Below are 16,007 nucleotides of genomic sequence, written 5' to 3'. Positions count from 1 at the left end.
TGAAATAATCTTTGTTAGTTCTTTTTAGTGGTGTCTGTAGTTGTTTTTTTAATTTCTGTTTTCGGAACTACTGCCTTTGGAACAATAATTTTAGCTTTTAAAATCGAGTCTTTAGGTGTAGTTTCAATAGCGCTCGCTTCATTCATACCTCCTAATTTTGCATATTCAACAGCTAGACTTTTGTTTAAAACTCTTGTTTCTAAATCAGTTCTGGTGATCTTTTTTCTTAGATATTTTTCAATCATTAAACTGGCGATCGGACCTGCAACAGTTGCACCAAAACCTCCATTTTCAATCATAATAGCTATTGCAATTTTCGGGTTGTCTTTTGGAGCAAAAGCCACAAAAATAGAGTGATCTTTTAATTTTGTTCTTACGCCATCAATTTTTGCGTAGTTCTCAGCAGTACCTGTTTTTCCACAAATATCAATTCCTTCTACTTTAAGGGCATAAGCAGTTCCTTTATTGTATACATCAAATAAACCTGCTATAACCGGCGGGAAATACTTTTTGTCAATAGTAGTTTCGTGTTTGGTTGTAAATTTAGCATCAATTTTTTTGCCTTCAATCTTTTTAATGATATGAGGCGTATAATAATAACCCTGATTTGCAACTGTCGCCATCATATTGGCTAGCTGAATTGGTGTCATTAAAACCTCTCCCTGACCAATGGCGTTAGAAACAATTGTTGTGCTTCTCCATCCACCATTCGGATATATTTTTTTATAGGTTTTAGAAGTGGGAACGTTTCCTCTTTTACCTGTTGGTAGATCATATCCCATAAACTGACCTAATCCAAAACTCTTTACGTGATCACTCCAAATATCTACAGCCTGACCAGGATTTTTGTATTTGTTGATCGTTAGCATGTAAGATTGCGCAAAATAGGTATTACAAGAATTGTAAATTCCATTATTTAATTGATGCGGTCCAAAACCGTGACATTTCATAAATCGCCCTCTACCATAGCTAAAACCATGATGACACATAAAAGTGGTGTGTTCATCAATTACGCCTTCCTGAAGCGCTACCAAACCCGTTAAGATTTTAAATGGAGACCCTGGAGGATATTCCGCCAGAAGACCTCTGTCGTATAAAGGTTTTGCAATGGAATCGCGATATAAAAGTGTATAGTTTTTAGATTTTTGTCTTCCAACCATAATTCCCGGATCATAAGAGGGAGCTGTAACTAATGCTAAGATTTCACCTGTTTTTGGCTCAATAGCAACAATTCCACCTCTTTTGTTGATCATTAATTCTTCGCCGTACTTTTGAAGTTCAGCGTCAATAGTTATATTGATATCTTCTCCGGCGACAGCGATCGTATCATACTTTCCATTTTTATAGGAACCTATTTCTCGGTTGTACTTATCTTTTTGAATGTATTTTACACCTTTTATACCGCGTAAAATTTCTTCGTAACTTTGCTCAACTCCTTGCTGTCCTATTAAATCGCCACTATTGTAGTAAGGGTTTTTGGCAATTAACTTTTCGTTTACCTGAGTAATGAAACCAAAAATGTTAGCACCATAATCTACTTCGTAATCACGAAGCGATCTTTTTTGGAAATAAAATCCTTCGAACTTTCTGATTTTCTCCTGAAAGGCAGCAAATTCACTTTTGTTTAATTGAGATAAAAATACAGAAGGTAATCGCGGACTATAAACTCTTGCTTTCGCAACTCTTTTTTCGTACTCTTCTTTCGTAATATTTAATAAAGAACAAAATTCATCAACATTAAGATCTTCTTTAATGTCGCGAGGAATAACCATAATATCATAAGAAGCCTGATTGGCAACTAATAACTTACCATATCTGTCGTAGATATAACCTCTTTCAGGATAGTCATACTGTTTTTTTATCGCGTTATTTTCTGATTTTAATTTGAATGAATCATCAATAATTTGCAGATAAAATACCCTGATCAACAGCAAAGATGCTGCGATAATAATTAAGGAGGGCAGCAAAACTTTTCTCATCGTTTATTGGGCTTAATAAGATATATTATTATGATTGAAATAATTATTGTAAAAATGGTGCTAAACAGAGTTCGGAGTAAAATATCCCAAATAAATTTAAACTGAAAAGCTTCGAGTGTAAATAATATTATGTGATGTAATAAAACGGAAACCAATATGAACGAAAAACGTTCAGGTGTTAGAGATTCGTTTAGTTTTATCGTTTGATACTCGTAACTCAGTCCAAATGAAAATTTAAAAATATAAGGCCTATAATAAGCGAGAATAACACATGCAGTAGCATGAATTCCTCCTGAATTACAAAACATATCCATCGTAAGACCAAGTAAAAAACTTGAAATTATTAAACCTGATCTGTTGCTGTTTACAGGATAAAGAATAATATATAAAATGTACGGAAAAGGACTTATGTATCCTAAGAAATTCATGTTGTTAAAAATAACAATCTGAATTGCAAGTAACATAATGAATCGAAAAATATTGACTAACAATGCGCTATTCATCTTTTTCCTTGTTTTCTAAATTAATAAGTTCTTCTCTGTCTTTACTCTTGATAACATATACATGGCCTAAGTTCGTCATATCATTAAATAATTTAACTTTTATGACATAATAACTTGTACCTTCTTTTTTGTAAACAATATCCACTGTACCAATATTAATTCCTTCAGGAAAAATTACAGATTGTCCACCTGTTACAATGGTGTCTCCTTTTTTTACAGACGCTAGTCTTGGAACATCTTCTAATTGAACAAATCCTGTGCTTTTTCCATTCCAGGTCAACGAACCAAAGTGATTGGATTTTTTTAGCTTAGCATTGATCTGTGATTTCATATTCAAAATACTTATCACTGTTGAATATCTTGGTGAAGTATTGTCTACCACTCCAATAATTCCTAAACTATTGATTACTCCCATATCTGGTTTAATTCCTTCATTTGCTCCGGAATTTAACGTAATGTAGTTTTCGTGTCTGTTATAAGAGTTGTGAATTACTTTTGAAACAATAATATCTGCAGGTTTTACACCTTTTATACTATCTGGTAACGGTAATTTGGTAGTGTCCTCTTTATTAAAAAGGAGACTTTTTAATCTTGCGTTTTCAAGTACAAGTTCGTCATTTTCGGTTCTTAAATTCAAATATTCATTCACATGATTGATTCTTTCGTAAACACCTCCGCTTAAAAAATTAGCCGAGCTGATTACTTTGCTTCTGTGATAGGAATGCGATTGAATTGAGAGAGCCAACGAAATACCTAAAAGCAGCAAAAACAGCAATCGATTACTGTTTCTTATAATAAAATTAAAAATTTGCTGCATTTCTTGTTTGGTTATTTTGTTTCAGGATATGCTTTTGGTTTCCAATTTTATTAGAGTCAAATCTGAAAATTTTGACTCTAATAAAAAAAATATTGGTTATTATTTTGAATCTTATTTAATTAAGATGCTTTTAAATTTTGCAATGTTTTTCAATGCCATTCCAGTTCCACGAACAACTGCTCTTAAAGGATCTTCAGCAATGTAAACAGGTAAGTCTGTTTTTAATGAAATACGTTTGTCAAGACCTCTCAACATAGATCCACCACCAGCTAAGTAAATACCTGTATTGTAGATATCGGCAGCTAATTCAGGAGGTGTTTGCGATAAAGTCTCCATTACAGCATCTTCGATACGTTGAATTGATTTGTCTAATGCTTTTGCAATTTCACGGTATGATACATCAACTTGTTTTGGTTTACCAGTAAGTAAATCTCTACCTTGAACAGACATATCTTCTGGAGGACCATCTAAATCTTCGATAGCAGCTCCAATTTGAATTTTAATTTTCTCAGCAGTACTTTCTCCAACAAAAAGGTTGTGTTGCGTGCGCATATAATACACGATATCATTTGTGAAAACGTCACCCGCAATTTTTACAGATTTATCACATACGATTCCGCCTAATGCAATTACAGCAATTTCAGTTGTACCACCTCCAATATCAACAATCATATTTCCTTTTGGCTGCATGATATCGATTCCAATACCAATTGCTGCTGCCATTGGCTCATGAATCAAATAAACTTCTTTTCCGTTTACTCTTTCACAAGATTCTTTTACAGCTCTCATTTCAACCTCAGTAATTCCAGACGGAATACATACTACCATTCTTAAAGCTGGAGTAAACATTCTTTTTTTCAATGCCGGAATGCTCTTAATGAACATATTGATCATTTTTTCTGAAGCATCAAAATCGGCAATTACACCATCCTTCAAAGGCCTTATGGTCTTGATGTTTTCATGCGTTTTACCTTGCATCATGTTGGCTTCCTTACCAACAGCAATGATTTTGCCTGATATTCTATCACGTGCAACGATTGACGGACTATCAATAACAACTTTATCATTATGAATGATTAAAGTGTTTGCGGTACCAAGGTCTATCGCAATATCCTCGGTCATGAAATCAAAAAATCCCATAAGTTTTTTAGGGGTTTAAAATGTTATAAATAATTATCGAACAAAGTTAAACAAATTAATGTTTAAAATGACGTGTTCCTGTAAATACCATTGCAAGATTATTTTCATTGCAATAATTGATGCTTAATTCATCTTTTATCGATCCTCCTGGTTGAATTACAGCTGTAATTCCCGCATTTTTAGCTAATTCCACACAATCCGGAAAAGGGAAAAATGCATCACTTGCCATTGAAGCTCCTGTCAAATCAAATCCGAAAGCTTTAGCTTTATCAACAGCCTGCATCAAAGCATCAACTCTTGAGGTTTGACCTGTTCCTGATGAAATTAAAGTTCCGTTTTTAGCAAATACGATTGTATTTGATTTTGTGTTTTTACAAATTTTAGAAGCAAAAATTAAATCTTCTATCTCTTGTGCAGTTGGCTCTGTAATGGTAACGGTTTTTAAATGCTCTTTAGTATCTGTAATATTATTTCTGTCCTGAATTAACAAACCATTAAGACATGTTCTTACTTGTCTTGTAGGTAATTCAACTTCATTTTGAACTAAAATAATTCTATTTTTCTTTTCTTGTAAAACTGCAATTGCATCATCATCATAACTTGGCGCAATTACAACCTCGCAGAATAATTTGTTGATTTCTTGTGCAGTAGCCAAATCAATTTTAGTGTTTGCTATCAAAACTCCGCCAAAAGCAGATGTAGGATCACAAGCCAAAGCTGCTAAATAAGCTTCGCTAATTGTTTTTCTTGAAGCTAAACCACAAGCATTATTGTGTTTTAAAATGGCGAATGTTGGTCCGTCAGTTTTAAATTCATTAATTAAATTTACTGCAGCGTCAACATCTAGTAAGTTGTTGTAAGACAGTTCTTTTCCGTGAACTTTTTTGAACATAGCGTCAAAATCTCCAAAGAAAAATCCTTTTTGGTGTGGATTTTCTCCGTATCTTAAAACTTGTCCACCTGCAATGCTTTCTTTATAGATGGTTTCATCTGTATTGAAATAATTAAAAATAGCACCATCATAGTGAGAAGAAACGTGGAATGCTTTTGTAGCCAATAATCTTCTGTTTTCTAATGTTGTTGCTCCGTTTTGTTCTGTGATCAAATCTAAAAGCAAACTGTATTCATTTACTGAAGCTACAATTACAGTGTCCTTGAAGTTTTTTGCACCGGCACGAATTAATGAAATTCCACCAATATCAATTTTTTCAATAATATCTTGTTCACTTGCACCTGAAGCAACCGTTTTTTCAAAAGGGTATAAATCAACAATTACTAAATCAATCTGCGGAATATCAAATTCCTTCATTTGCTGAACATCGCTTTCGTTATCTTGACGATTTAAGATTCCACCAAAAATTTTTGGGTGCAAAGTTTTTACTCTTCCCCCAAGAATTTCAGGAAATGAAGTTATATCTTCTACCGGAACTACAGGAATTCCAAGATTTTTTATGAAATCTTCAGTTCCTCCAGTTGAATAAAGTGTTACGTTTTGCTCGTGCAATTTTCTAACGATTGGCTCTAGTCCATCTTTCGAAAAAACAGATATTAATGCTGATTGTATTGTTTTAGTTGTGCTCATTGTGTAGTTATGATTTTCAGACTGCAAAAGTAGTTTTTTTAAATATTATTTTAAAGAAAATTAATGTAACATTATCTTAAAAAAAACTACTGATGAGTAAGTTAACTTTTATTAGGTTTTTGAATTTAATTTATTGAATTTTACTTTATTGAAAAATACGAAAATATGCTGCTTTATTTAAGATTATTAAAGGAAAGTCTGAGCTTTGCCATAAATGCTTTGCGAAATAACAAATTGCGTACATTATTGTCGTTGTTGGGTGTTACAATTGGTATTTTTTCGATTATCGCTGTTTTGGCTGCTGTCGATTCTCTGGATCGTAAAATTTCTAAAGATTTGAGCAGCTTAGATAAAAATACAATTTATTTAATGAAATTTTGCTTTGGACCTTCTGAAATTCCACAATGGAAAAGAGAGCAGTTTCCAAATGTAAAATATGATGAATATATCGCTTTAAAAAATTCCCTGAATAATACAGAACAAGTAGGTTATCAACTTTTTGTAAATCATGAAAGTTTAAAGTATGATTCGAAAACAGTTGCCGATGTAAACATGGTTCCTTCTTCTTATGAAATGGTTGATATTGACGGATTGACTTTTGATAAGGGAAGATTTTATACCGAATCTGAATCTAATTCCGGATCGCCGGTAATTGTCTTAGGATATGAAATTGCCAGTGGACTTTTTGGTACTGATGATCCTATCGGAAAAAGTATTCGTTTGTATGGACAACGTTTTACCGTTATTGGCGTTATGACAAAAATGGGTGCGGGATTTTTTGGAGATAGTAATGATACATCAGTTTACTTTCCGGCTAATTTTTTACGAAGAATGTATGGTGATAGTGATGCCATGACACCAGTAATTGTTTTAAAACCTGTTAAAGGTATTGATATGGAAGCTTATAAAGCTGAAGTCGCTCAGAAGCTAAGAGCTATTCGCGGAATGAAAGCAGGTGAGATAGATAATTTTTTCATCAATGTCCTTTCTGGATTCACTGATTTTATTGATGGAATTCTAGGTCAGATGAATGTTGTGGGATGGATTATTAGTGGATTTTCTCTTTTAGTAGGAGGGTTCGGAATTGCTAATATTATGTTTGTTTCGGTTAAAGAGAGAACTAATTTAATTGGAATTCAAAAGTCATTGGGTGCAAAAAATCGATTTATATTATTTCAATTTTTATTTGAAGCCATAATTCTTTCTGTTATTGGAGGAATAATTGGTCTTTTAATGGTTTGGGGAATTGCACTTGTTTTGACAAAAGTGCTTGACTTCGAATTTGTTTTAAGTTTTGGAAATATAATTTTAGGTACTACGTTAGCGGCCATCATTGGGCTAATATCTGGAATTCTTCCGGCAATTTCTGCGGCGAATTTGGATCCTGTTGAAGCTATTCGAACAGGGATGTAGTATGTTTCTTTTGCGATATTAGTTGTGATTTTTTTAAAGGAGTAGATAATTAGATACTTACTTGGTAGGTAGCAATTTAAATCAATAAATAAATGAGCTTTAACTTAAAACCTGTCGATACCGTTGAGTCTATTTCTAGAGAAGATTTTAAAAAGAACTATTTAGATAAAAGAAAACCTTTAATTATAAAAGGACTAACAAAAGAGTGGCCCGCCAGAGAAAAATGGACAACGGATTATTTTAAAGAAATCGCAGGGGATATTGAGGTAAAACTGGTTGATAATTCTAAAGCAGATCCCACAAAAATAATTAATGCTTCTATTGCCACTATGAAATTTGGTGAATATCTGGATTTGATAAAAAGAGAGCCAACACAGCTGCGTATTTTTTTCTTCAATCTTTTCAAACACAGACCTGAATTAATAAATGATGTGAAAATCCCGAAGGAATTAATGGGAGGTTTTATAGAAAGTATGCCTGCCATGTTTTTTGGAGGTTCAAGTGCTTTCACCTTTTTACATTATGATATCGATTTACCGCATCTTTTTCATACTCATTTTGGAGGAAGGAAACATATTATATTGTTTGACTACAAATGGAAGAAAAGGCTTTATTGCGTTCCAAATACCACATATGCTTTAGAAGATTATGATGTTGCCAATCCGGATTTTGAAAAATTTCCAGCTCTAAAAGGTGTTGAAGGCTATGAAGTCTTTCTCGAACACGGAGATACTTTGTTTATGCCAACCGGAATGTGGCATTGGATGCGTTACGTAGACGGTTCTTTTTCGCTAAGCCTTAGAGCATGGGATCAATCTATAACCCGGAAAATTCAGAGCGTTTGGAGTTTATTTATGCATGGCGCAGTTGATAGTGCTATAAAAATAGTTTTTAGAGAACGTTACGCGATATGGCGCGAGAAACTAGCTTTTAAAATTGCTGAAAAAGAATTGAAAAAGGGTAGGCCAAAAAATAGTCCAATTTAGTTTTCAACTGGAAATTTGATTTTAGTTCGGTCCCATTTGATTGAATCGGGATAATAATAAATATGTTTACTGTCATTGTTTTTATATCGCAAAACGGTATCCTCTTCCTGAGTAGTTCTTCGGATAATATAATTGCCAATATTTTTCTTTTTTAAAAACTCAAAAAAGGAGATGTTTTTTATAGTGTCTTTTTGAGAAGCAATAATTAAAGTCTGTCTGTCTTTTTCTTTTATTAAGATGTTTTCAGAAAGAAAATCAGTCAGGTTTTTTTGAGGGATTCTAACAATGTCTTTTGGCTGTAAACGTAAAAAATGTGGAATAGTATCGTTTTCACTGCCATAACTGCACAATTGCATAAAGTACTCTTTTTGATAAAAATATAGATTACCTTTTTTATCAATAATCAATTGATGTTCTCCATAGAAGCCTTTTCTAGGAAATGCAACAAAATTACTTTTACTTTCTTTTAAAGAATCAATATAATTTTGAAGTTTTCTGTCTTCATAAGAAATAATATAAGGTTTGTTTTTGATTACAATCTTTTCTTTTAGCTTAGTGCAATTCAAAAGAAATAAACAAACCATAAAACCAATAAAAACTCTCATCATATAAATTAGATTTAAAATAAAGATATAAAAAAATCCCACTTGCCGTAGCCAATGGGATTTATATGATTTAGTAGCTTAAAAACTATCTAATTGTATTATTTTGAATCAAATCAATATACAAGTTAATCTTGTCTTTCAATTCTTTTCTAGGCGTGATAAAGTCCAGAAAACCATGTTCTAAAAGAAACTCTGCAGTTTGGAAACCTTCTGGTAAATCTTTACCGGTAGTGTCACGAACAACACGAGGACCAGCGAAACCAATCAAAGCACCTGGCTCAGAGATGTTGATGTCTCCTAACATTGCATATGATGCAGTTGTTCCTCCGGTTGTTGGATCTGTACAAAGTGAAATGTAAGGTAATTTAGCTTCAGCTAACTGAGCTAGTTTTACTGATGTTTTAGCTAATTGCATTAAAGAATAAGCAGCTTCCATCATACGAGCTCCTCCTGATTTAGAAATCATTACAAAAGGTAATTTATTTTTGATAGCATGATCAATACCTCTTGCAATTTTTTCACCTACAACAGCCCCCATAGAACCGCCAATAAAGGCAAAATCCATACAGCAAATTACAAGTTCTTTTCCTTTAGATTTTCCAACTCCTGTACGAACAGCGTCTTTAAGATGTGTTTTTTCCATTACATCTTTCAATCTTTCTGCATATTTTTTTGTATCCACAAAATGCAGAGGATCTTTTGATGTCATGTTTTTATCTAATTCAACAAATTCGTTGTTGTCGAATAAAATTTCAAAATAGGTTGCGCTTCCAATTCGAACGTGAAAATCATCTTCAGGGCTAACAAATAAGTTTCTGGCTAATTCGTCAGCATCAATAATTTTTCCAGTAGGAGATTTGTACCACAATCCTTTCGGAACGTCCATCTTATCTTCAGTCGCGGTCGTAATTCCTTTTTCGTGTCTTTTAAACCAAGCCATTTTTTTTAATTTAGAATGTAGATTTTAAAGTTTAGATTTTCAATCTGATTCAAAATTTAAATTCCAGGCTTTTTTAGAAGTCCGGAATCTAAATTCAGAAATCTAAAATTTAAAGTGTATTTACGTTATTCAAGTCTGCAAAAGCTTGCTCAAGTCTTGTGTTGAATGTCACTTCGCTTTCACGTACCCATCTTCTTGGGTCATAATATTTTTTGTTAGGAACATCAGCACCTTCTGGGTTACCAATTTGAGATTTCAAATAGTCAAGGTTTTTAACCATATAATCACGAATTCCTTCTGTATATGCAAATTGTAAATCTGTATCAATGTTCATTTTGATAACTCCGTAGCTAATTCCTTCTCTGATTTCTTCAAGTGTAGATCCTGAACCTCCGTGGAAAACGAAATCTACTGGGTTATGTCCAGTGTTGAATTTGTTTTGAACGAAATCCTGAGAATTTTTTAAGATTTTTGGAGTTAATTTTACGTTTCCTGGTTTGTAAACACCGTGAACGTTTCCAAAAGCTGCAGCAATTGTAAATTTAGGGCTTACTTTAGATAATTCTTCGTAAGCATAAGCTACTTCTTCTGGTTGTGTGTATAATTTTGAACTGTCAACGTCAGAGTTGTCAACACCATCTTCTTCACCACCTGTAATACCTAGCTCGATTTCTAATGTCATACCCATTTTGCTCATTCTGGCTAAATACTCTTTACAGATCTCGATATTTTCTTCGATTGGCTCCTCAGACAAATCGATCATATGTGAACTGAATAATGGTTTTCCTGTTTCTGCGAAATGTTTTTCAGATGCATCTAACAAACCATCAATCCAAGGTAATAATTTTTTTGCACAGTGGTCAGTATGTAAGATTACAGTTGCTCCGTAAGCTTCTGCCAAAGCGTGAATATGTTTTGCTCCTGCGATTCCACCAGCGATTGCTGCTTTTTCGCCTGCGTTAGACAATCCTTTTCCTGCGTTAAATTGTGCTCCTCCGTTTGAAAATTGAATGATAACTGGCGCATTAAGTTTTGCTGCAGTTTCAAGAACTCCATTGATTGTGCTAGAACCAGTAACGTTTACTGCTGGTAAAGCAAAACCTTTTTCTTTTGCATAATTAAAAATCTCCTGAACTTGATCTCCTGTAGCTACTCCTGGTTTAATATTGTGTGCCATTGTAATTTTTTTTATAGTTGTTTTTAGTTTTTAGGTTGCAAAAATAAGAATTAATTAGCATTAGAAAGGATAATTTATTCCAAAATTTAAAACCGAGTGCCCAAAATTATATTCTTTAAACCAGCGATCTCCCTTCTCATGCGCCGGATTATAAGTCTTGAAGCCTAAATCTAATCGAACAACAAAGAAGCTTAAATCGTATCGTAATCCGAATCCTGTGCCTAAAGCAATCTCAGCTAAATCGTTTACGTTGTTAAATGTCGCCTTCTCATCGGTGACATTATCGAGCACATTCCAGATATTTCCGGCGTCTGCAAAGACTGCTCCTTTGACATCTCCAAAAACTTTAAATCGTAATTCGGCACTTAATGCAATTTTCATATTTGCCTCATTAAAATCGTCTAAGGCATCTGTGCTTCCCGGACCTAATGAGTAAGGTTGCCACGCACGATTATCATTTGAACCTCCAGAATAATAACTTCGTGAAAATGGAATATAATCTGAATTACCAAAAGGAATCGCAATTCCGAAAAAGCTTCGAACGGCCAAAACTTTTTCTTTCCCAAAGTCCCAGTGTTTAATATAATCGAACTCTGTTTTAAGATATTCTGAATATTCTAAATTGAATATTTCATAATTGCCATTTATATTTTTTTGAAGATTTGCTATATTCGAAACAGCAGACAATAAGGTTCCGGCTGATTCTATTTTTGCCTTAAACTGATAAAAGGTATTATCTGCAAGATCCTTTTTTGTTGTTTTGGTAAAAGTGTAGCTTGAAGCTAATATAAAGTCATTTTCAGTAAGACGAACTCTTCTTTCTTCGATACTCTCAACATCTTGATATTGTTCATCTGCAGGTGTTAAAGCTGTGTTTCCTGTTAAAACATCATTAGTAAAACCGGTAGTTCCTGATGAAATAATTAGATTTCCATTATCATCAACATTTCCTGGCGTTGTATTGTAAACATTTGCAATACCATTTAATTCGTCATAAGAAGAGGTATAGACATTAAAATAATTATCAGGATTTAAGTTACGAACAAATTGGGCATTCAGTACCTCAAGTTTAGCGGTGTTGAGGCGTTTTGGAGACCAGTTGTAAGATAGTCCTCCGGTGAAATTTTCTTTGTCAAGACCAATATTTCGCTGCTTTGAGAAACCTGCAGCAATAGTAGTAGAGGGAATCATTCTTTTCGGAATAATTTTTTCGGTTCCAAAAGGCATTAAAATCCTTGGGAAATTAAGCTTAGTGTCAATTCCGTATTCCGAAACATTAAAGAAATTATCATTCGGATTGGCCATATCTTTTGAAGATCCAACATTTACTCGGGCAGATATTTCTAATGTTTCAGCTCTGTTAAATACATTTCGAATTGTTTCTGAAACACTCGCTCCGATCCCGAAATCCTGAATATTAGAATGTGTTACATCCAGAGTAGCTCCAAAACTATATTTTTTTCTTGGTGTCAGATAAACATTCGCAATTAATGACTGCGCAGTAGAATCTCTTTTATCAACCTCATATTGAATAGAAGGATAATTAAAAATTTTCAGATTGTTTAAATAACGTGATGAAAGAGTTGTTCTTGTGTCAGAATAGGTACTTCCCTTATTAATAAAAATGGCGTCAGTAATGGCACGTGGTTTGTATTTTAACTTCTTGTAACTGTATAGATTAAAGTTTTTATAAGTTGTACTGTCGGTTATTTTATTTTTTGAGTTGGCTGCAGAATAATCGGTGTAAATATTTACATCGCTTATTTTATACAATTTAAAAGGTTCAGTTCTGCTTGAATCTCTTTCCTGAATATTATTGTTATTAATTTTTAAATTAATGTCTGCTTTGTTTTTTTTGCCAATAGTATCTATATCAAAAGTAACATAGGTTGGTTGGAAGAAATAAGCACCGTGATTTCTGAAATAAGTGGTTATACGATTTTTTTCTTCTTCAAAATCTGAAGTTTTATATTGATTTCCTGATTTTAAAACAGAAGGTTCCGGATTTGTTTTGTACAATGAATCCAAGGCGGGAGTTAAAATAGTTGTTCGTATAGAATCTAAAGTATAACCTGGCCCGGTAAGAATATTATAATTTATTTTTGCTTTTTTTGGAGAAATGCTATCAATTGTATAATCTGTTTTTACATTGAAATAACCATTGTTGAAATAGTAAAATTTCAAACGTAATAATGTTTTTTTTGTTTTTGTAGTGTCAATAATTACAGGTGGTTCGCCAGTGCTTTTTAAGAATTCATGAATTCCTTTATATAAAAAAGATTGCCCAAGACGATCTACTTGTTTTGCAGATAAAAATTTTGCCTGACGCTCATATAAGCCCGGATTATTTTTAAATTTAGCCTGATATGTAGAATCCGGATTTAAATTAGCTAAATTGTATAAATTTAAACGCAATTTATAACCTAGTAAAGTACCATTTGGTTTTTGATACATCTGATTTGATGCCGTTTCATCATTGCTATTCTTTCCGTTAACAACAATATTATTTTTTACGAGAAGTTTTTTTCCATCAGGAACTCTTTTTACAGCATCACAAGCGCAAATAAATATTGCTATTAGAATAAATGCTATTATTTTTGTGGAATTATTTTTCAAGTGTTCTAAAATATTTAATTCAAAAGTACATTATTTTATGGTTAGTAAAAACCAAATAAAACTTATAACAGGTTTACATCAAAAAAAGCAGCGTTTTGCCAATCAATTATTTTTTGCCGAAGGAGTAAAAGTAATTCAGGAATTGTTGCAATCCAATTTTGAATTAGAGCATTTATACACGACTTTAAATGATTTTGAAACTGTTCAGCCTTCAAAGCGCACTTTTATTAATGAGCAGGAACTTAAAAAAATAAGTGCTTTGGCAACTCCAAATTCTTGTTTGGCTGTATTCAAAATCCCTGCCGAAAATAAAATAATCGACTCTGGATTAATTATCGCGTTAGACGATATTAGAGATCCCGGAAATCTTGGTACAATTTTACGTCTTTGCGATTGGTTTGGTATCAAACAAATCATTTGCTCTAAAGAAACAGTAGATATTTACAATCCAAAGGTCGTGCAGGCTACAATGGGTTCTATTGCCAGAGTAAATGTCAACTACATTGATTTGAAAACTTTTATCACACAAACAAAATTACCGGTTTTTGGAACTTTTATGGATGGTGATAATATCTATAAATCCAATCTGCCTCAAAATGGAATCATTATTATGGGTAATGAAGCCAATGGTATTTCAGCAGAAATTGAAAAAATAGTAACCAGCCGAATCTCAATTCCAAGGTTTGGAGAACTACAAAAAACGGAAAGTTTAAATGTAGCAACTGCCACAGCAATTATTCTTAGTGAATTTAAACGAAATAGTTAAGAATTTGTTTTAATGAAAAGTGAAATTTATTAAAATTGCTCTAGATTTCATCGAGTCAATATTATCTGTCCATGGACTTGGTCCTTTGGCAGGATTGTCGCGAATTAATTCATTGGTTATTCCAAACATACCTCTGATTGAAGGGGAGAAAATAAAATATTCAGAGAAAATATCAATTCCAAAACCTAGTTCATATGCTGCTGTCCAGGGTTTAACTCTAAATTTTCCTTCAAAGTTATCATCCTGCGATTTTGAATTACTTGATAAATTTAGTGTGGTCGACATTCCACCAACTATATATGGGCGAATATTTCCTGTGCGTAACGAAGAGAATTTTAGTAACAGCGGAAAGTGAATATAAGTACTGTTTACTTCTCTTAAATAATCTTTTTCCAAAGCCATATTAGGGAAATATAAATCACGTTTTGTGTAATACAAACCTGGTTCAAAACGTAAGTTAATATATTCCTGTAGTCTTAAATCTGCAACAACACCAACATTAAAACCAGTAGTCTTTTTTACCTGGATATCCGGACCGGGATTTTTGTAGTCAAATTTAAAATCAAAACTATTAAAACCCAGATAATAACCAAAATACAGGCGTTGTTTTTGCCAGTTTTCAAGATTGATTATAGGGTCTTTGCTAAACATGCTTTTAGCAAATTGCGAATATCCTTTTGTCGATAAGACTAATAAAAGTAAGATTACTGTTTTTTTCATACTATTTTTTAGAAGCAGAATAAATGGTTGCAACTCCAAAAGTTTGAGGCATTGCCACAACATCTATAAACCCAATTTTTCTCAAAATATTGTTTAAAGCTTCTCCGTAAGGAAAAACAGCTGCAGATTCTGACAAATAGCCATATGCTGAATTATCTTTTGAAAATAATTTTCCAATTATAGGAAGTATATTTCTGCTGTAAAATCTATAACCTTGTTTATATGGAGTTTTATCAGGAACTGAAGTTTCTAAAATGACAAATACACCACCTGGCTTTAAAACTCTTAGGATTTCAGAAAAACCTTTTTCTAAGTTTTCAAAATTTCTAACCCCAAAACCAACTGTAATAGCATCAAAATAATGGTCTTCAAATGGAATGTTTTCGGAGTCACCTAAAACTAAATCAATAATAGTAGAAAGGTTTTTATCTGCAACTTTCTTTTTTCCCACTTCAAGCATTCCTGCAGAAATATCTAGTCCAATGATTTTCTCGGCTTTTGTCTGCGCCATTAAAATGGCTAAATCGCCGGTTCCTGTTGCAATATCAAGAATGATTTTCGGATTAGTGTCCGATACAATTTTTAATACTTTTTTTCGCCACTTAATATCAATTCCAAATGAAATTACGCGATTCAAATTGTCGTAGTTTCCAGAGATGTTATCAAACATTTGGGCAACCTGTTCTTTTTTACCTAAAGAAGAGTCTTTATATGGGGTTATTTTTTCAGACATTTTTTTTATTTACGCAAATATAATACAAAC

Annotated in this window: 14 protein-coding genes; 3 read left to right on the top strand and 11 right to left on the bottom strand. The window is 32.9% G+C overall.

Going from position 1 to position 16,007, the window contains the following annotated elements; genetic code table 11:
* Positions 1–14: 14 nt before the first annotated feature.
* From mrdA to purH, 5 genes are all read right to left on the bottom strand, one after another.
* A complete protein-coding gene (gene mrdA / locus IRZ99_RS15620) occupies positions 15–1,979 on the bottom strand; it encodes a penicillin-binding protein 2 (RefSeq protein ID WP_194658148.1) in 1,965 nt (654 codons plus the stop codon).
* Positions 1,976–2,482, bottom strand: coding sequence for a hypothetical protein (locus IRZ99_RS21210; protein ID WP_026983889.1), 507 nt, complete (start codon positions 2,480–2,482; stop codon positions 1,976–1,978). The genes mrdA and IRZ99_RS21210 overlap by 4 nt, the downstream gene beginning before the upstream one ends.
* On the bottom strand, positions 2,475–3,299 hold the full coding sequence (mreC, locus tag IRZ99_RS15615; protein ID WP_194658147.1) for a rod shape-determining protein MreC: 825 nt from the start codon (positions 3,297–3,299) through the stop codon (positions 2,475–2,477). Before mreC ends, IRZ99_RS21210 begins: the two co-directional genes overlap by 8 nt.
* Positions 3,300–3,410: 111 nt before the next feature.
* Complete coding sequence (locus IRZ99_RS15610; protein ID WP_026983887.1) at positions 3,411–4,439, bottom strand: rod shape-determining protein; 1,029 nt, start codon at positions 4,437–4,439, stop codon at positions 3,411–3,413.
* Positions 4,440–4,494: 55 nt separating this feature from the next.
* Complete coding sequence (gene purH, locus IRZ99_RS15605; RefSeq protein WP_194658146.1) at positions 4,495–6,021, bottom strand: bifunctional phosphoribosylaminoimidazolecarboxamide formyltransferase/IMP cyclohydrolase; 1,527 nt, start codon at positions 6,019–6,021, stop codon at positions 4,495–4,497.
* Positions 6,022–6,186: 165 nt separating this feature from the next.
* On the opposite strand from purH, the gene IRZ99_RS15600 reads away from it, so the two are divergent.
* Entirely contained in the window at positions 6,187–7,434 is a 1,248-nt protein-coding gene (locus tag IRZ99_RS15600) for an ABC transporter permease (protein WP_194658145.1), read from the top strand.
* A 92-nt stretch (positions 7,435–7,526) separates the two neighbouring features.
* Positions 7,527–8,420, top strand: coding sequence for a cupin-like domain-containing protein (locus IRZ99_RS15595; protein WP_194658144.1), 894 nt, complete (start codon positions 7,527–7,529; stop codon positions 8,418–8,420).
* Here the strand turns inward: IRZ99_RS15595 and IRZ99_RS15590 are convergent.
* From IRZ99_RS15590 to IRZ99_RS15575, 4 genes are all read right to left on the bottom strand, one after another.
* A complete protein-coding gene (locus IRZ99_RS15590) occupies positions 8,417–9,028 on the bottom strand; it encodes a hypothetical protein (RefSeq protein ID WP_194658143.1) in 612 nt (203 codons plus the stop codon). The two genes, IRZ99_RS15595 and IRZ99_RS15590, sit on opposite strands and share 4 nt — an antisense overlap.
* Positions 9,029–9,110: 82 nt before the next feature.
* Positions 9,111–9,965 carry an acetyl-CoA carboxylase, carboxyltransferase subunit beta gene (accD, locus tag IRZ99_RS15585; protein WP_029271807.1) on the bottom strand — a complete coding sequence of 285 codons (855 nt, stop codon included), beginning with the start codon at positions 9,963–9,965 and terminating at the stop codon, positions 9,111–9,113.
* Between the two features lie 109 nt (positions 9,966–10,074).
* Positions 10,075–11,142, bottom strand: a complete 1,068-nt coding sequence (gene fbaA / locus IRZ99_RS15580; RefSeq protein WP_072970385.1) for a class II fructose-bisphosphate aldolase — start codon at positions 11,140–11,142, stop codon at positions 10,075–10,077.
* 60 nt (positions 11,143–11,202) lie between these two features.
* Positions 11,203–13,758, bottom strand: coding sequence for a BamA/TamA family outer membrane protein (locus IRZ99_RS15575; protein WP_194658142.1), 2,556 nt, complete (start codon positions 13,756–13,758; stop codon positions 11,203–11,205).
* 37 nt (positions 13,759–13,795) lie between these two features.
* On the opposite strand from IRZ99_RS15575, the gene IRZ99_RS15570 reads away from it, so the two are divergent.
* The gene (locus tag IRZ99_RS15570; RefSeq protein WP_194658141.1) at positions 13,796–14,524 is read left to right on the top strand and encodes an RNA methyltransferase; all 729 of its coding nucleotides are present in this window, start codon (positions 13,796–13,798) and stop codon (positions 14,522–14,524) included.
* A 9-nt stretch (positions 14,525–14,533) separates the two neighbouring features.
* Here the strand turns inward: IRZ99_RS15570 and IRZ99_RS15565 are convergent, their stop codons facing one another.
* On the bottom strand, positions 14,534–15,244 hold the full coding sequence (locus IRZ99_RS15565; RefSeq protein WP_194658140.1) for a porin family protein: 711 nt from the start codon (positions 15,242–15,244) through the stop codon (positions 14,534–14,536).
* 1 nt (position 15,245) lies between these two features.
* A complete protein-coding gene (gene ubiE, locus IRZ99_RS15560) occupies positions 15,246–15,977 on the bottom strand; it encodes a bifunctional demethylmenaquinone methyltransferase/2-methoxy-6-polyprenyl-1,4-benzoquinol methylase UbiE (RefSeq protein WP_194658139.1) in 732 nt (243 codons plus the stop codon).
* Positions 15,978–16,007: the final 30 nt, after the last annotated feature.

The organism is Flavobacterium sp. LC2016-12 (genome assembly GCF_015351595.1).
GTDB lineage: Bacteria > Bacteroidota > Bacteroidia > Flavobacteriales > Flavobacteriaceae > Flavobacterium.
The sequence above is the reverse complement of the archived record's forward strand: the minus strand, read 5'-3'. Positions and strand labels throughout refer to the sequence as shown.